Raw genomic sequence first — 15253 nt, forward strand, 5'->3', positions numbered from 1 at the left:
TGGCCATGGGTCACGCCCAGCGACGCACCGCCAGCCAGCAGTCTTCACTCAGTGAACCCTGGGACTGGAACGCTGGAGCAGCTATCGTTGGCAGGATTTACCCAGTGCGCCAACAATATCCAAGACCGTGCGAATTCTAGAGGGTCAGCTGTGAGGGCTCGACGATGAGATCGGCCACGTGCGGGAAGCGAAGAAAGGCATCCACCTCTGATCGAGGATGTGATTCGGACCGACAACGGAGTGCGCTGAGCCGCCTCGGCTGCCCGTGAGAAAGCATGAGAACCATGACCGTAGTTCGTGCCGAACTGGCTCCAAAGTTCTACTTCGGTGACGACGCGGTGTTGTTGGCCATGGACACCGCCGGGGTAAATACCGTCCTCGTAACGCTGGTTCAGGCTGAGCGCCAGGGGTATTCGCGAATGGCGCACGACGGGAAGATCCACGAATTCCTGATCGTTCCCGGCGCGGCCGACATCGAGCTGCACGACGACAAGGTTGTGTGGCGGTTTGACGATGCCAAGGCGATGGAAATCATCGAGTTGTTGACGGCGATGACTCATACCACCACCGGTGCGGGTCATTACTATGTCGACATTTCCGCACCCACGCAGACGCTTGTCCTCTCACGGAACGAGTACGTGTAGCTGAAATGTCGGCCAACCAACCCCCAACGTTCTCAGTCGAACTCAGGCGTCGATCACGACACGATCGCTTCGAGCGCGCGAGACGCAGACCAGCATTTCGTCCTCACCCTCCGCAGCGCGCCCCCGACGATCAACCTCGCCGGCCAGCACCTTGACTTTGCAGGTCCCGCAGAACCCTTGCTGGCAGGAATATGCCGTCGCCGGATCGCAATCGAGCATGACGCCCAGCACCGACCGGTCGGCCGGCACGGTGAGCACTCGCTGCGATCGCGCCAGCTCCAGCTCGAAGGCGACACCGTCGACCACCGGCGGCGGACCGAACCGCTCATAGTGCAGCGGCGCGTCGGTGTGTTGGTCGCGCGCTGCCCGCACCGACTCCAGCATCCCGGTCGGCCCGCACACATACACCGCCGTCGTCGACCCGGCGTCGGCAAGCAGATCTTCGGCGGTGGGGAAGCGGCCGCGCTCGTCGTCGGCCCAGACGGTGACCCGATCCGGCGCCACCGCCAGCACCTCGTCCAACAACGGCATGTAGTCTCGGCTCCGGCCGGCATAGGTTGCGCGCCAATCGATTCCGTGCTGATCGGCAAGGCGGATCATCGGCAGGATCGGAGTCACCCCGATGCCGCCGATCACGAACAGCACGTCGTGCTCGTCGGTGACGAGATAGAACGCGTTGCGGGGGCCTTCGAACGTCAGCGTGTCGCCCTCGCGGAAGGCGTCATGCATCTCTATCGAACCGCCGCCGCCGTCGGCGATCCGTCGCACGGCGATGCGGTAGTCGGTGCGTCTCCCGGGCGGACCGCACAGCGAGTACTGCCGGCGTCGCCCCGAGGGCAGCCGAACGTCGATGTGCGCTCCGGGGGTCCAGGATGGCAGCAGCCCGCCGTCACGGTCGGCCAACGTCAACGCGACCACGTCCGGGGTGAGCAGCTCGCGTTTGGCCACCACGGCGGCAATGTTCCGCTGCACCGGCACTATCCGCGATGGCGTCCACCGCGACGCCGAGGCGAAACCGCCGAAGAGAGCGCCCACCCCGCACAATGCGGTCAACATGCGATCGCGGCCGCGACGACCATAAAGATCGGCGGGTCTGCTGCTCCAAATAGTCTGCGCCACAGCCGTTTCCCTACGTCTGCCGAATGTCGAAGCGCGCCAACAGCCGAACCAGCGACGGACTGACGCGGCGCAGCGTATAGCCGAGCCGCGACTCCGCCGCGACGGGCAACACCGCCGGGCCGGTCCGGACGGCTCGGACAATCGCCTTGGCGGTGGCCTCGGGGGGGTAGTTACGCCGGCGGTACGCGGCGTCGGCCTTCTCGCGGGCGCGCTCCTGCTGCTCGGCCGTCATGACGAAGCCCGAGCACACCGCCGTGACGGTGATGCCCTCGTCGGCGAAGTCGGCGCGCATCGATTCGCTCAACGCCAGCACCGCCGCTTTCGAGGTGCCGTAGGCGACCATCGATTTTGACGGCACATACGCCGCCGCCGACGCCACGTTGATGATCGTGCCGCCCTGGCCGCGCTCCACCATCTGGGCGCCGAACGCTCTGCTGCCGTTGATGACGCCGCGAACATTGACGGCCATGATGGTGTCCCAGTGCTCCGACGTGGTCTGCGGGAACCGGCCGGCCATCCCGATGCCGGCGTTGTTGACCAGGACGTCGACCACGCCGTGCTTGTTGCGCACTTGTGCGGCAAGGTCGTTCACGGCCGCTTCGTCGCTGACGTCGACCTGGTAAACCGCGGCCTCGGCGCCGGCTGCCCGCACGGCCTCGGTGGTGTCATTGGCCCCGGCAAGGTCTCGGTCGACGATCACGACGGCACGCGCACCCTGACGGGCCAACTCCACCGCGGTGGCCCGGCCGATCCCGGCGCCCGCCCCGGTTACCAGCGCGAGGGTGCCTCGCACAGCGCGCGGTCGGGTGGACTCACCCGACGGAGCCGCCCCTTCGGTGACCATATCGACCCACTCGCCGGTGAGCCTCGCGATGACGTCGGGACGCGAGGTCACCACCCAGTGCCCGCCCTCGATCGAGACGACCCTGCGCTCGGCCGGAATCGAGCCGGTAAACCGCTGCAGGGCCGGCGTCACGAAATAGTCCTGACGCGCCACCAGCACCTGCACCGGGACGCCGGCCTGCGGCAGTTGCGCCGGCGGTGCCAGAAACGGTGCGGGCATGTTGGCGCGGTAGAGGTTGAGCCCGTTGCGGTAGTCGTCGAGCGACCGGGGCGACGCGCCCCGCCGGCTACGGGTGCTTGATCTCCCGATACGCTCAACGGCCTCAAACACTTTCACTTGCAACCGCGACCGGATCGCGATCTCCGGCGCAACCGGACACAGGAAGAACCAGATGTAGGAGGAGGCCAGGAGCTGTCGGGCAACGGCGGCCACGGCGCGCGGCGTACGCGGTGAGCGCAGAAACCGGCCCGCATAGTTCAGGTGCGGCCCGGAGATCGAGGTGAACGAGGCGATCTTGCCCAGCACGGTGTCGTCGGTGACCGCCGTCCAGCCTTGGATCGAGCCCCAGTCGTGCCCGATCAGGTGTACCTGGTCAACGCCGAGGCTGTCGATCACCGCGCCGACGTCGGAAACCAATTGGGGGAGTTGATATCCCGACCGACCGGCCGGTCGTCCGGATTCGCCGGCCCCGCGCACGTCGTAGGCCACGACGTTGTATTTGCCGGGGTAGCGATGACCAAGTTCCGCCGCGACGCCGTCCCACACGTGGTGGTTATCCGGGTAGCCGTGGATGGCCAGGATGGTCGGGCGCCGCGGGTCGATCTCGGTATAGGCATGCACGGCCAGTGCGACGCCGTCCGATGCGGTCACAGTGGTGCGAATCATGGCCCCTCGATGCTCAGTGCGCCGCTCGGGCAGCGGGTGATCGGGCCAAGTACTCGACCGCCCGTCCCACCCCGCCCAGCTGGGACGGATGAAAACGCGGCGAATAGTAGGCGCCGATGACCCGCAGGAACTGAAAAGGCCCCGGCACCAGATCCCGCCGCGCCGCATCGAAGTAATCCCGCCAGCGCGGCCTGGTCCCCGGCGACAGGTACGGGTCGACCGAGTACATGAACCGCACACCGCGCACGAACAACCACAGCATCGCCGGCGTGACCAACAGCTGGGTGCGCACCTGCCGCCAATACCCGGCCCGCAGATGCTTCATGGTGTCAAAGGCGACCGCCTTGTGTTCGACCTCCTCCGCGCCGTGCCAGCGCAGCAGATCCAGCATCACCGGATCGGTGCCGAGGGCATCGTGCTGCGGGGTGTCGAGAATCCATTCGCCCAGGATGGCGGTGTAGTGCTCGATGGCCGCCACGATCGAAACCTGCTCCAGCAACCAGCTCTGCCGTCGTCGCAGGCTCCAGCGGGGCCGGTCACCGATCAGCTTGCCGAACAGCCAGCGGAGCTGGTCGGTGAACGGTGTCACGTCAATGCCCCGGGCGGCGAAGCGCTCGAGCAGGCCGGAATGCGCCTGGGAATGCAAGGCCTCCTGGCTGATGAATCCCTGTACGTCAAGCCGCAATTGGTCGTCCTTGATCAGCGGCAATGCCTTCTTGAACGCCTCGACGATGAACTCTTCACCCGCCGGCAGCAGCAGGTGCAGCACATTGCAGAAGTGGGTGGTGAAGGGTTCGTTGGGCACGTAGTAGAACGGCAGCTTCGCCCAATCGAACTTGACGTCGCGCGCCTGAAGGACGATTCGCTCGTGATCCAGTGACGCGTCGTGCGGGCCGGCGGCCTGGTCATCGACAGTGAACATGGTGATCCCCCTGGACGCGTGCGGCTGTACGGCTAGTACCCAAAAGTGCGCTGGCACTACCTCGTAACCGACCCACGGTGACTAGGCACTGCATTGCGCCTCGGGTTCAGCCTCGGTGATCAGCTGCTCGCGCCGCAGGAACTCGACCAGCGCATCGACCGTGTCGGCCAGGGCCGGTTCGCGCAACCCGACCTTGGCCAGCGCGCGGGCATGCCGGTACCGCGTGTTGTCGTAGCGCTTGTCGCGCATCGCCTCGATCTTGCCGGCCGAGCGGGTCAGGAAATCGACCAGCGGGTACAGCGGGTCGCGCGGCGTGCACCGGCGGTTCAACTGCTCGGCGAACGACGGGATGTCGTGGTAGGCAAAGCGGTAACCGTGGCGTTCCGACAACAGCCGGGTGATGTCGGTGAGGTTGTAGTAGTCGTCGGCGGTGATGTTGAAGACCGTGCCGGTCTCGGCCGGCAGGTCCATCAGCGCGACGATGTGATCGGCGACCAGGTCGGCCGGCAGCAGGCTGACCTGGTTGTGCGCGTTGACGGCAAGGCCGTGCTCGATCATGAACGCGGTGAGGCGCACCAGGATGTCGTCCTGGCTGCCGAAGCCCGCACTGGTGGGCGAAATGAGCGACGGCCGGTAGATCCGCACGTCGAGTCCGTGCCGCTGCGCGGCCAGCGTCAGCTGCTCGGCGACCCACTTGGTCTGCGAGTAGCCGAAATCCAGCCCGGCCATCTCCTCGTTGCCATACGACTCGCCGACCACCGGCATGGTGCTCCAGCCATAGATGAAGGTGCTGGAGACCAGATGGAAGCTCTTGCGGTGGGTGGTCAGCGCCAGCCGCAGCAGCTCCCAGGTGCCGATCACGTTGGCCGGACGCAGTGCGTCATAGGTTCGGACGTAGTTGACCAGGGCGCCGTTGTGGACGATGCCGTCCATGGTGTCGGCCAGTCGCCGGAACCCCGCCTCGCCGATTCCCAGGTGAGGCTCGGCCAGATCGCCGCAGATCACCCGAACCCGCGCCAGGACTTCGGCCTCCAGCGCCGGCGACCATAGCTGAGCCCGGCGTAGCGAGGCGATGATCCGATCGTGACCGTGTGCCGTATCGGTGGCGCGCACCAGCGCGTGGATGGTGTAGGACGTCCGCCGCAGCAGGCTGGCGAGCAGGAACGGTCCCAGGAATCCGGTCGCCCCGGTCAACAGGATGTCGCTGGGCGCGCCCGATCGCGCCGGCGGGAGCGCCGGCAGCGGCAGCCGCGCGTCGACACGCATCTGCATGACCTCGTATGCCTCGTACTCGGCGGCAATCCGGTCGAGCGCGTGGCGCAGGGCGTGGATCGGCTGGCCCGACCCATCGCCGAACTGCCACACCAGCCGGAAGAACTCGGCAACCGTCAGGCGCTGCAGCAGGCGAGTGTTGACCTCCTCGGTCAGCTCCGCCGCGCCATGCTCGTCCAGCAGCGACTGCAGGTCCGCGCGCAGTTCGGCCAGGGCCAGTGAGTCGATGCCGAGATCGGCGAAGGAGCAGTCCTCCTGGCCGGTCAAATCGTAGCTCTCCATGAGGTGACGGAAGCGTTCCAGCGGACCCGCGGTGACGCCCAGCTCCTCGTGGGTCCGGCGGGTGTGGCTCGCCAGCACGGGCAGTTTGCCGTCGAGCCACAGCCGCCGCGTCTGCGCGCGCCTGATCTTGCCCGAGGGGGTCTTGGGAATGCTGCGCGGCGGCGCGAACACGATGGTGTGCGGATCGACGTGGCAGTGGCGGCGGATCGACCGCGCCAGTGCCTTCGGGTCCGGGAGGGCGTGCTGGTCACGCACCTCGGCGACCACGACCAGCGCTTCCTGCTCCTCCTGCTCGACCGAGAAGGCCGCGACGCAGCCGTTGCGAACCTGCGCGGCCGAGCGCTCCACCACGGCCTCGATGTCGGAGGGGTAGCAGTTGACGCCCCGGACGATGATCAGGTCCTTGCTGCGGCCGCAGACGAACAGCTCGCCCTCGTAGAGGAAACCGAGATCGCCGGTACGCAGATAGGTGCGCTCCGCATCGCCGGTGATGCGGGCGGCGAAGGTCTCCGCGGTGAGCTCGGGACGGTGCCAGTAGCCGCCGCCCTTGGACGGCCCGTCCAGCCACACCTCGCCGATTCGGCCCTCGCCCACTGCCTGCCTCGACTGCGGGTCGACGATGCGGACCACGTTTCCGGCAACGGGCTTGCCGCAGCTCACGACCCGGGCCTGGTTGTTGTTCTCCGGCAGCGCCTTTTCGACCCGGGCCAGATTCTGCCCCAGCGCCCGCTTGTTCAAAGCCAGCGTCTGGCGCCCCCGGATAGACACGATCAGGGTGTTTTCGGCCAAGCCGTAAGCGCCGGCCAGCGCATCGGGCCGCAGACCGTAGCCAGCGAAGCGCTGCCGGAAACGAGCAAACGTGTTGGCGTGCAACGGCTCTGCACCGACGACCAGGCTGTCCAGGCTGCTCAGGTCGATCCCGGTCAGCTCGTCGGTGGGCAGCTTGTCCTCACGCAGGCAGTACTCCAGCGCGAAGTTCGGCGCCGGGCTGTGGGTGGCGCGCACCTGGCTGATCAGCCGGAGCCACGCCGACGGCCGTTGCAGGAAATCAGCCGGCGACATCGCATGCGTAGTCCCACCGAGCAGCAATATGAACAGGTAAGCGGAGATCAGGCCCATGTCATGGTGCTGCGGGAGCCAGCTGACGGCCACTTCGCCGCCGGCGAACGCCGAGCCGTTGGCGATGACGTTGGCGTGGCTGACGATCACACCCTTGGGATCGCTGGTGGAGCCGGAGGTGTACTGCAGGAAGAGCACCGGACCGGGCGCGTCCGCCACGGGGGCGCCGCCGAACTCCCAGGTGCCGTCCGTTGCGAACCACGGCAGCTCCGGAGGCCGCGCGGCGTCGGGCCACGGCAGCCCGCCTTGTCGGTGGCCGAGCAGCAGGCGGTAGTCGTACTCGAGCTGTTTGGTCGACAGCACCGCCTTGGCCTGGCAGTCCCGGGCGATGAAGCTGAACTTGGCCAGGCCCGCTTCGAACGCCATGGGCAAAGGCGGGCTTACCGGTACGGCGATCACCCCGATACGAGCGCAGGCGAAGAACGCCGCCACCATCTCTAGCCCCGGCGGGTAGACCAGCAGCGCCCGGTCTCCCGGCCGCAGCCCGGCCTCTGCAAACAAATAGGCGGCCAGCTCGCGGGTCCGTTCGGCGAAGCTTTGATAGGTGTAGTGCGCGAGCTCGCGGCCTTCGGCATCCACGAACCGGTAGAGAGTCTGGTCGGGCCGGCGCGCTTCCCACATCCGCAGGTAGTCGATAAGCGTATCCATCGTAGGAGCCATTCCCCCTTCCGAGCCGGTCTTCGACCGGATCGACGGAACCACGTCATTCACCAATCGGTAATGCCAAGAGTAACGCGACAGACCGATAGCAAGCAAAGGATTTCAGTCCAATTTATGTGGGTTGACACTAACCTCACAGGCGCGTTTCACATTAATAAGTCATATTACAAATAGCGAGTGCTGTGACTTCCGGCCCCGCAGGCACGTGACACGGAATCACCGGAGATTTCCGTACTTACGCATCTCAGTATCTCAGTACGTTGAACGGCGGCATTTAAGCAGGTAAACCGGCGGTAATCCAAAGATACTGACATACGCAAATGCGTATCACCGGATTTCATGAACATGGCCATAGAGTTTACCTTTCACACCGTTACCAACCGGTGTCACCGTCACAATCCCAGGTTAGCTTGTAAGCCGAACGCGGCCTCGCAACTGCTCGTCTTTCTGTCGTTATCGGTCATTGCAGCAACAACAATCTATGTCACCTGCGAAAATGAGTCATTGGGCGGTGGGCCGGCGTCTCGGCGCCGGGCGCCCCGTCGATGGGCCGGTGCCAGCGGGCGCGACGGCAGCATCGGGCCAGCCGTGTGCGGATGGTGTTGGCCCGAGTCGACGGCATCCGCGCCGGCCACCGGGCCGCGGTCACCCGCTGCTTCCGGACCGCAGTCTGACCCCGTAACCACGCCGCCTCACGACAGCCACGTGCAGCAACGCCGTCACCGGCGACCGGCCGGGCCCCTCCCGCCCGCCGGTTGCGACCAGGCGCGGTACCCCGCGGGCCTGCGGATCCCCGTTCGCCGGCGGCCCCCAATCCGCACCGCCGTGATAGTGCAGCAACTCCTCATCTACGGATATACTGCAACGGATGTACTGACATACTGATATGGCTGGCCGAGGGGGGCACCACGATGAGCAGCGCAGACCGCATCAACGCCGACGCCGAACGCTTCCGGGCGTACACCGCAGACGCACCATTCGCGTCGTCGGTCGCGGCGGCGCCGACCGAACCGGTCACCATCGGCCGCACACGCGCCGCGCGCACCCGGCGAACGGTCGACCTCTCACCGGCCCAGCATCGAGCCCTCGACATCTGGCAGCGAGAAGCCGCGGACCGCCTCGGCGTCGCCCGCGTCACCGGACAAGAGGTCCTGGTCGCCCTCGTCGACCAACTCTTGAGCGACCCCAAACTGTCGGCGCAGATCACCCGCACCATCCGTTCCCGGCGCTGACGTCACCGACGACGCGGGCGACGCGCATGCCCCACCTGGGCCATCCGGATGCGTGGTCCGGCGCTGGCCACAATCTTGACGATGCCGACGAATCGCTCGCCGTCGATGATCGGTGACAGCGGCTCGTCCTCGGCCTCGATGACCATTTCTTCGCCGTTGACATCGCGCACCCGATCACCGCGGATGCTGCCGTAGGTGAGCCCCGCGGGAAGTTGCGCGACGATCCTGGAGGGCCTGGTGTCCCCGGCCTGGAAATGCAGCACTCCGGCTGCGGCGGCCTTCGGGAAGAGCCGGAACGGACCGCCGATACGCAGGTCGATCGCACCCGCGTGCAGCAGTCGGTGGGTTCGCGTCGGGACCTCCTCGCCGTCGATGATCACGCGGGCGTGGGTCGGCGCGAACAGGTGAGCCGCCCAGTTGGGTCTGTTCATGCGGCCCGGGGCAACCTTAGAAGTCAGGTAGTCACCGAACGTGCGGGCGATCACCCGGGCGACGGCCGCGCGGCCATGATCGGGGTTGGCGTAGTACTTGTCGTAGAACCGGTTGCCGACGCCTCCGGCGGCCAGCCCGAAGCACAGGCGATGGAATGGCGCGCCGTCGGCGGTCTCGCCGTCGAGTTGCAAAGTGTCGAGGCAGACCTCGGGCGGCGGCTGATTTGACTCGGCGGCCGCCGCCAGCGCACTGACGATCGCATCGGCCCGCCCGCGCACCCCCGCTTTGCGCGCGACGGCGTTGACACTGCCGCCGTTGGTGGGCACGAATGCCGGCCAGCGTTCCGGATCGGCCACCCACTGCCGGGTTTCGTTGATCAACCAGTGCAGTGCGCCGTCGCCGCCGTCGCCCACGAGGTGGGTGACTCGGGGATAAAGCTGCTGCAGGGTCGTGCGGAGTTCGTCGACGGACGCGGTTTCGTGCACCTCGCCCCAACGGCCGACGATGTCGCGCAGCTCGGCGGCGCGATCACGTGGCGCAGCGAGGTTCTTGCGTGCCTTCGGATTGACGATGACGCCCAGGTACATCTGCTGGTCACCCGCCCGGCGCGCGTCTGACCGACCCGCGGCCGTTGCGGGGCAGGGCCGGCCAGGCGGATACATTGCGTGCCACTTGGATACTCCTCGGCGAAGGGACAGCGCGTGCGATCACGCGGACCACTCGGGACGATACCCAGCTTCACTGGTTTTGAACCCTGCCGTCGTCGCCACCAAATAGACGCCGCCAAAGCCTGGGCTTCGGCCTCGGCGGTGTCCCGGGCGTGACCAAGCACCGTCGGGGATCCGGTCAAGGGTCGCGCTTTACCATGTCATCGGTGTCGAACGCGTGAGGTTTTCCATCGCGAAGAACCGAAAAGAACTAAGCACTGACGGGGTGGGATAACGGATGCCTGATCGGTGTGGCGGGGGGGTGCCGCGCGCCGCGGGGGGCACGGGGGACGCCGCGGAAAGGTCACCGGGGGCCGGCTGATGAGGCTCCGCATTCCCGCGACTGCCGTGCCTGAGTGGACTGCGGCAGAGCTGCCGTCCTTCGCCGGACGCACCGTCATCGTCACCGGGGCCAACAGCGGGCTCGGTGAGGTGACCGCCCGCGAGCTGGCCCGGGTCGGTGCCCACGTCATCCTGGCGGTACGCAACACCGAGAAAGGCGAGGCCGCCGCCCGGCAAATGGCCGAACCCGGGGCCTGTCGCGTCGAGGTGCGTCGGCTCGACCTGCAGGACCTGTCCTCGGTGCGGGACTTCGCCGACGGCATCGACAAAGTCGATGTCCTGGTCAACAACGCCGGCATCATGGCCGCTCAATACACGCTGACCGCCGACGGATTCGAGGGCCATATGGCCACCAATCACCTCGGTCATTTCGCGCTGACCAACCTGCTGCTGCGCAAGCTCGCCGACCGGGTGGTGACGGTGTCCTCGCTGCTGCACAACATCGGCTACATCAGCCTCAGGGACCTGAACTGGCAGTCGCGGCCGTATTCGGCGTGGCTGGCCTACGGCCAGTCGAAGCTGGCCAACCTGCTGTTCACCAGCGAGCTGCAGCGGCGTCTGGATGCCGTCGGCTCCTCGCTGCGCGCGCTGGCCGCCCATCCGGGCTGGTCGCACACGAACCTGCAGGGCAACTCCGGCCGCAAAGTGGTGGACGCGGCGGTCTTGGCCGTCGACCGGATGGTGTCTACCGACGCCGACTTCGGTGCCCGCCAGACGTTGTATGCGGTGTCGCAGGACCTTGCCGGCAACACGTTCGTCGGCCCCCGATTCGGCTTATATGGCCGCAGCCAGCCGACCTGGCGCAACTGGTCGGCCAGGCGGGCCGCCACCGCCGTCGCACTCTGGGAGCTGTCCGAACGGCTGACCGACGCCAAGTTCCCGCTTTGAGGCGACGGTGCGCGAGTGTGCAAGCCGGCGAGGCGGTTTCGGCGCCGGGACGGCTGAGAACTCGGTGCACAGTCGCCTCAATGCCCACGAAACGTGAATAGTGGGTATACGTGCGGCCGCGGGCCGGATGTCGGCGAGGAGGGCGCCCCATGTCGAATACGGATATCGCCGGGTTTCTCGCGTTGTGCGCCGCGCTGGCGGCCGCGATCGGCAGTGTGATCCGCCAGCGGTCCGCCCAGGAGATCACCGACCAACCCGTCGGCTACCTGGCGCTGTTCGGCATGTTGTTGCGCGACACCCGCTGGTGGCTGGGCGGTCTGGGCGACATCGCCAGTTACTGTCTGCTCGCCGCGGCCCTCGACAAGGGCTCGGTGATGTTGGTGACGGCGCTGCAGGTGACGGTGCTGCTGTTCGCGCTGCCCCTCTATGCGCGGTTGGCCCACCATCGGATAACCCGGCGGGAGTGGCTGTCGGCGGTGTTGCTGGCTGCGGCGTTGGCGACACTCATCACGGCTGGAGATCCCACCGCCGGCCACTCCCGGGGCTCGGTGCAAGCCTGGATCGTGGTGGCCGCGGTGCTGGGCCCTGCCTTGGGATTGTGTGTGCTGGGCGCCCGGATCCTGGCGGATCGTCCCGCTGCGGCGGTGCTGCTGGCGGTGGTGTCGGGTTCGTCGTTGGCGCTGTTCGCGGTACTCACCAAGGGCATCGTTGACGTGCTCGAACATGGTACCGACAACCTGTTGCGCACACCCGAGTTGTATGGCTGGGTGCTGGCCGCGCTGGGCGGGATGATCTTCCAGCAGTCGGCGTTTCGCGCCGGCGCCCTGACCGCCTCGTTGCCGACGCTGACGGTGGCCAAACCGGTGGTGGCCTCGGTGCTGGGGGTCACCGTGCTCGGCGAGACGTTGGAGGCCGACGGCCCGGAGTGGCTGTTGCTGGTGGCCTCGGCGGTGGTGGTGATCATCGCGACGGTTGCCTTGGCGCGTGGTGAGGCCGCTACCATGGCGGCCGGCGCGGGACGTGACGTGACCATCGCCGAGCGGCCCACGGCGCGGTCGCAGCCCTTGGGCGGTTGACGCAATACCGGCGGCTATCTCCGGGCGGCGTCCCGGCTGCCGACTTCCGCCCGGGTCTTCATCGGGACACTGAGTTGACCATAGAACTCAAGGGTGTTGGTGCTACGTTGACGTCGCCGATCGGTGATCTGGACACAACGTTCTACCACAAGAATGGTTCCGCGCTGGTTCGGTTTTGACCCGTCTCTACTGGGCCGTGAGGAGAACGAGTGAGTGTCAATCCGTTCGACGACGAAAACGGTAGCTTCTTCGTCCTGGTCAATGACGAGGAGCAACACAGCCTGTGGCCGGTGTTCGCCGATATTCCGGCCGGTTGGCGGGTCGTTTACGGTGAGGCCACCCGGGCCGAATGCCTGGACTATGTCGACCAGAACTGGACCGATATCCGGCCGAAGAGTCTGCGGGAGAGGCTGGCGGAGCGGAGGGCTTCCGATTCGTAGGCCCGCTGGGTGCAATCCGCGTGAACCCTGATGGGCGGCTGCGCCATGTCGAGTGTGCCGACGAGCAAGGCCAAGATGCACACGTATCTCACCGAGCCCGGTGAGGTCCAGGCGCTTGATGAGGCGCTCTTGATGCCGAGGCGCTGAATGCGGCGCGCTGGCCGACGACTCCGGCAGCCCCCACGAAGGCCTGCGCCCGGTGTTTTCGGTGATCGACGGGATACCCCACAGCTTAGCCGGGCGCGACGGGCACCCTGACCTCCGGTGACTCATGCGACCCATGTGACCAGTCGCCGTCTTGCCCGGCAGCGAAACAGGACCACACCAGCAGCGCCCAAGGCCATCCCGGTGCCGCCCGAGGCTTTGCGGAGGCTGACCCGTGGGAGCCCATCCAGCGGGTAACCCGCCCCGGCGCAGGGCACGGCGTCGGGACATTGCAGCTGAGCCGGCAGTTGCTCGGGGAGTGACCGCCGGCCGGTAGGGCAGGTCGGTGCCAGTATCGAGGTCGGAGTGCACGCTCTGGGCGGCGTCCAGGAAAGCACGTAGGACAACAGCAAAGCGCCGGTGAGATGGTTGGTCAGACGAATGCGGGCCATGCCGCGCGCGTCGTCGCCGAGTTGGTCGTCGCCGGCGATGCCGGTGCGATCACGTCGGCCTGGGCGAGTAGTGCGCTCAGGTTGCACCAACGAGGCGGTGATGCGTGACATGTTCGAAATAGGCGCTGCTGCAAGGACATCCGAGTGGTCGACCAGCAAACTGGCCCGCAACGAGAAGATCGTAGGATGCGGTCACCGGGTGTACCAGAACGGTGACTGGCGGGTGTCGGCCAGGGGCAAGCCCTGATGCGGGTGGCCGGACGAGAGGGTCAGCGGTGGCTCCACACTTACCCCATCCTGTACCCCATCCTGGAGCGGGATATGTTGGCCGCGACTGGAATCAGGCCGAATCTGGACTTTCGTCGCGCGGCCCATGAACCGGTCGTGCAACGACGGTGCGCGGCGGTCGAAATCGGGGACTGCGACCCGGTGCGGCGGGCCCGGAAGCCACACCGACCGGGTCGTCACCTGATCACTCAACTCGGTGCGGTTACCGCCGCCGTGGGTGTAGTGTCCATGGTGAGGTTTTCTTTCGTAGCCAGCCCTGATCTCAGGGTTTGCGACCGCATCGCAACCACGGGTCTGTGACTGGCTTCGTTTGTCGATCCCCACACGTGTGTGCCGGGTCAGGCCGAAGTGAAGGGGTCGTCAATGGATCATCGCGAGTTGCGCGCGGGTCGACCGGTGGCGGTGATGATGTTGCTGGGCCACGGCCGCGTGACGCGGGTGGTTTTCGGCTGGGCAATGTCAGCGCCATGAACGGAGCAGTGGGTGGGCGGCGCCTGGCCAGCCCCGTGCGGGTCGCCTTGGCGATGGAGCTGGGTGCGCCGCTTGACGGGGCGTGGTGGCCGCACACGGCCTCGATAGCGCGCGAGCTTCCCGAGTTGGTTGATGCGCTGTGCGCGCGGTTGGGCAAGATCACCGCCATCACCGTGAACTGGTCCTCGCTGGAAAGCTCGCCGGATCTCGATGCGCTGAACCGTCCCGGGGTAGGGGACAGGGCTGAGCGTGGCCGGGTTGTCGTACGCCAGCGACTGATGACGATCACCGGCAGCCGGGCCTCGGCGAACCTGTTGGTGGTACCGTGCCGCACGTCCGCGGCTCTGGCCAAGATGGTGTTGCGCAGATGTGCGGGACTGCCCGCCATGGGTGAGGAGCGGGACACTCAGGAATTCCAGACCTGCGGCGACATCCTGCGTGCTGCTCGGGCCGAAAGCGCACACTGCGGCCGACCTGTCCGGGATGATGCGGCCGCGCACGCCGCTCCGGCCGATCTGCAGTCATGACGGCTTAATGGGTACCTCTCCAACCGCGCAACGCCGTGCAGCGGCAACACTTCTCGGCGTACGGTCCGACCGCGACCAGCCGGCGACTTCGTTGACCTCCGGACGCTTGGGCAACCCACCTCTGAAGCCCCACATCATGCTCGGTGCGGGCCTGCGCTTGAGACGTGTCGCGCCGACGCTCGTAAGAAAGGATGTATCTCATGGCCATACAGAACTGGTGGGACGCACCGGAAATTCATCCGTCGGAGATCCGGGTCGGTGACGTCATCGGCACCGTGCGCCCGACCCATGTTCCCTTCAAGGTCAAGCTGATCAGTGAGCCGAATAGAAGCCCGAAGCAATGGACGTTTTTCGGCCGCGACGACGCCGGCCTGGACTACGTGAGCACCTTCGGTGACGGTGAATTGGTCCGCAGGTACACCAAGGCCTCCTGACCGCCGCCCCGACGACGGTCCGGCAGAGCGCCACCGAAGCGGTTGCGCTGGCGCCGATCTTCGCGCGGGCCAG

Annotated in this window: 14 protein-coding genes; 8 read left to right on the forward strand and 6 right to left on the reverse strand. The window is 66.7% G+C overall.

Features of this window, described 5'->3' with window-relative positions; all coding sequences use genetic code 11:
- Positions 1-284: 284 nt before the first annotated feature.
- Positions 285-644: a hypothetical protein gene (locus tag B4U45_RS21470; RefSeq protein ID WP_082275586.1), complete on the forward strand. Its 360-nt coding sequence runs from the start codon at positions 285-287 to the stop codon at positions 642-644.
- 42 nt (positions 645-686) lie between these two features.
- Here B4U45_RS21470 and B4U45_RS21475 read toward each other — a convergent pair whose 3' ends face one another.
- From B4U45_RS21475 to B4U45_RS21490, 4 genes are all read right to left on the reverse strand, one after another.
- On the reverse strand, positions 687-1763 hold the full coding sequence (locus B4U45_RS21475; protein WP_082275585.1) for a PDR/VanB family oxidoreductase: 1077 nt from the start codon (positions 1761-1763) through the stop codon (positions 687-689).
- Positions 1764-1773: 10 nt separating this feature from the next.
- Entirely contained in the window at positions 1774-3492 is a 1719-nt protein-coding gene (locus B4U45_RS21480; RefSeq protein WP_083156336.1) for an SDR family oxidoreductase, read from the reverse strand.
- Between the two features lie 13 nt (positions 3493-3505).
- Complete coding sequence (locus B4U45_RS21485; protein WP_075548896.1) at positions 3506-4414, reverse strand: metal-dependent hydrolase; 909 nt, start codon at positions 4412-4414, stop codon at positions 3506-3508.
- Between the two features lie 81 nt (positions 4415-4495).
- A complete protein-coding gene (locus tag B4U45_RS21490; RefSeq protein ID WP_219859505.1) occupies positions 4496-7735 on the reverse strand; it encodes a thioester reductase domain-containing protein in 3240 nt (1079 codons plus the stop codon).
- Between the two features lie 923 nt (positions 7736-8658).
- On the opposite strand from B4U45_RS21490, the gene B4U45_RS21495 reads away from it, so the two are divergent.
- Positions 8659-8979, forward strand: coding sequence for a hypothetical protein (locus B4U45_RS21495; RefSeq protein WP_075548894.1), 321 nt, complete (start codon positions 8659-8661; stop codon positions 8977-8979).
- 2 nt (positions 8980-8981) lie between these two features.
- Here B4U45_RS21495 and B4U45_RS21500 read toward each other — a convergent pair whose 3' ends face one another.
- Positions 8982-9998 (reverse strand): diacylglycerol kinase family protein, encoded by a 1017-nt coding sequence (locus B4U45_RS21500; RefSeq protein ID WP_075548893.1) that lies wholly within the window; start codon positions 9996-9998, stop codon positions 8982-8984.
- Between the two features lie 468 nt (positions 9999-10466).
- On the opposite strand from B4U45_RS21500, the gene B4U45_RS21505 reads away from it, so the two are divergent.
- The 3 genes from B4U45_RS21505 (at position 10467) to B4U45_RS21515 (ending at position 12864) form a co-directional block, all read left to right on the forward strand.
- Positions 10467-11348 carry an oxidoreductase gene (locus tag B4U45_RS21505; RefSeq protein ID WP_075548926.1) on the forward strand — a complete coding sequence of 294 codons (882 nt, stop codon included), beginning with the start codon at positions 10467-10469 and terminating at the stop codon, positions 11346-11348.
- A 149-nt stretch (positions 11349-11497) separates the two neighbouring features.
- Positions 11498-12424, forward strand: coding sequence for a DMT family transporter (locus tag B4U45_RS21510; RefSeq protein WP_075548892.1), 927 nt, complete (start codon positions 11498-11500; stop codon positions 12422-12424).
- Positions 12425-12633: 209 nt separating this feature from the next.
- Positions 12634-12864: an MbtH family protein gene (locus B4U45_RS21515; RefSeq protein WP_075548891.1), complete on the forward strand. Its 231-nt coding sequence runs from the start codon at positions 12634-12636 to the stop codon at positions 12862-12864.
- A gap of 269 nt (positions 12865-13133) precedes the next feature.
- Here B4U45_RS21515 and B4U45_RS30510 read toward each other — a convergent pair whose 3' ends face one another.
- On the reverse strand, positions 13134-13571 hold the full coding sequence (locus tag B4U45_RS30510) for a hypothetical protein (protein ID WP_075548890.1): 438 nt from the start codon (positions 13569-13571) through the stop codon (positions 13134-13136).
- On the opposite strand from B4U45_RS30510, the gene B4U45_RS30515 reads away from it, so the two are divergent.
- From B4U45_RS30515 to B4U45_RS21530, 3 genes are all read left to right on the forward strand, one after another.
- Complete coding sequence (locus B4U45_RS30515; protein ID WP_371686945.1) at positions 13570-13707, forward strand: citrate/2-methylcitrate synthase; 138 nt, start codon at positions 13570-13572, stop codon at positions 13705-13707. The genes B4U45_RS30510 and B4U45_RS30515 overlap by 2 nt on opposite strands.
- 508 nt (positions 13708-14215) lie before the next feature.
- Positions 14216-14746, forward strand: coding sequence for a DUF5994 family protein (locus tag B4U45_RS21525; RefSeq protein WP_240316597.1), 531 nt, complete (start codon positions 14216-14218; stop codon positions 14744-14746).
- 200 nt (positions 14747-14946) lie between these two features.
- Positions 14947-15180: a hypothetical protein gene (locus B4U45_RS21530; protein WP_036391787.1), complete on the forward strand. Its 234-nt coding sequence runs from the start codon at positions 14947-14949 to the stop codon at positions 15178-15180.
- Positions 15181-15253 lie beyond the last annotated feature (73 nt).

Origin of the sequence: Mycobacterium persicum (genome assembly GCF_002086915.1) — a bacterium.
GTDB lineage: Bacteria > Actinomycetota > Actinomycetes > Mycobacteriales > Mycobacteriaceae > Mycobacterium > Mycobacterium persicum.

Excerpts from the sequence above, each read along its gene's own strand:
- B4U45_RS21470 (WP_082275586.1), top strand. The coding sequence starts at position 285 with ATGACCGTAGTTCGTGCCGAACTGGCTCCAAAGTTCTACTTCGGTGAC.
- B4U45_RS21480 (WP_083156336.1), bottom strand. The coding sequence starts at position 3,492 with ATGATTCGCACCACTGTGACCGCATCGGACGGCGTCGCACTGGCCGTG.
- B4U45_RS21485 (WP_075548896.1), bottom strand. The coding sequence starts at position 4,414 with ATGTTCACTGTCGATGACCAGGCCGCCGGCCCGCACGACGCGTCACTG.
- B4U45_RS21490 (WP_219859505.1), bottom strand. The coding sequence starts at position 7,735 with ATGGATACGCTTATCGACTACCTGCGGATGTGGGAAGCGCGCCGGCCC.
- B4U45_RS21495 (WP_075548894.1), top strand. The coding sequence starts at position 8,659 with ATGAGCAGCGCAGACCGCATCAACGCCGACGCCGAACGCTTCCGGGCG.
- B4U45_RS21500 (WP_075548893.1), bottom strand. The coding sequence starts at position 9,998 with ATGTACCTGGGCGTCATCGTCAATCCGAAGGCACGCAAGAACCTCGCT.
- B4U45_RS21510 (WP_075548892.1), top strand. The coding sequence starts at position 11,498 with ATGTCGAATACGGATATCGCCGGGTTTCTCGCGTTGTGCGCCGCGCTG.
- B4U45_RS30515 (WP_371686945.1), top strand. The coding sequence starts at position 13,570 with ATGTTCGAAATAGGCGCTGCTGCAAGGACATCCGAGTGGTCGACCAGC.
- B4U45_RS30510 (WP_075548890.1), bottom strand. The coding sequence starts at position 13,571 with ATGTCACGCATCACCGCCTCGTTGGTGCAACCTGAGCGCACTACTCGC.
- B4U45_RS21525 (WP_240316597.1), top strand. The coding sequence starts at position 14,216 with ATGAACGGAGCAGTGGGTGGGCGGCGCCTGGCCAGCCCCGTGCGGGTC.
- B4U45_RS21530 (WP_036391787.1), top strand. The coding sequence starts at position 14,947 with ATGGCCATACAGAACTGGTGGGACGCACCGGAAATTCATCCGTCGGAG.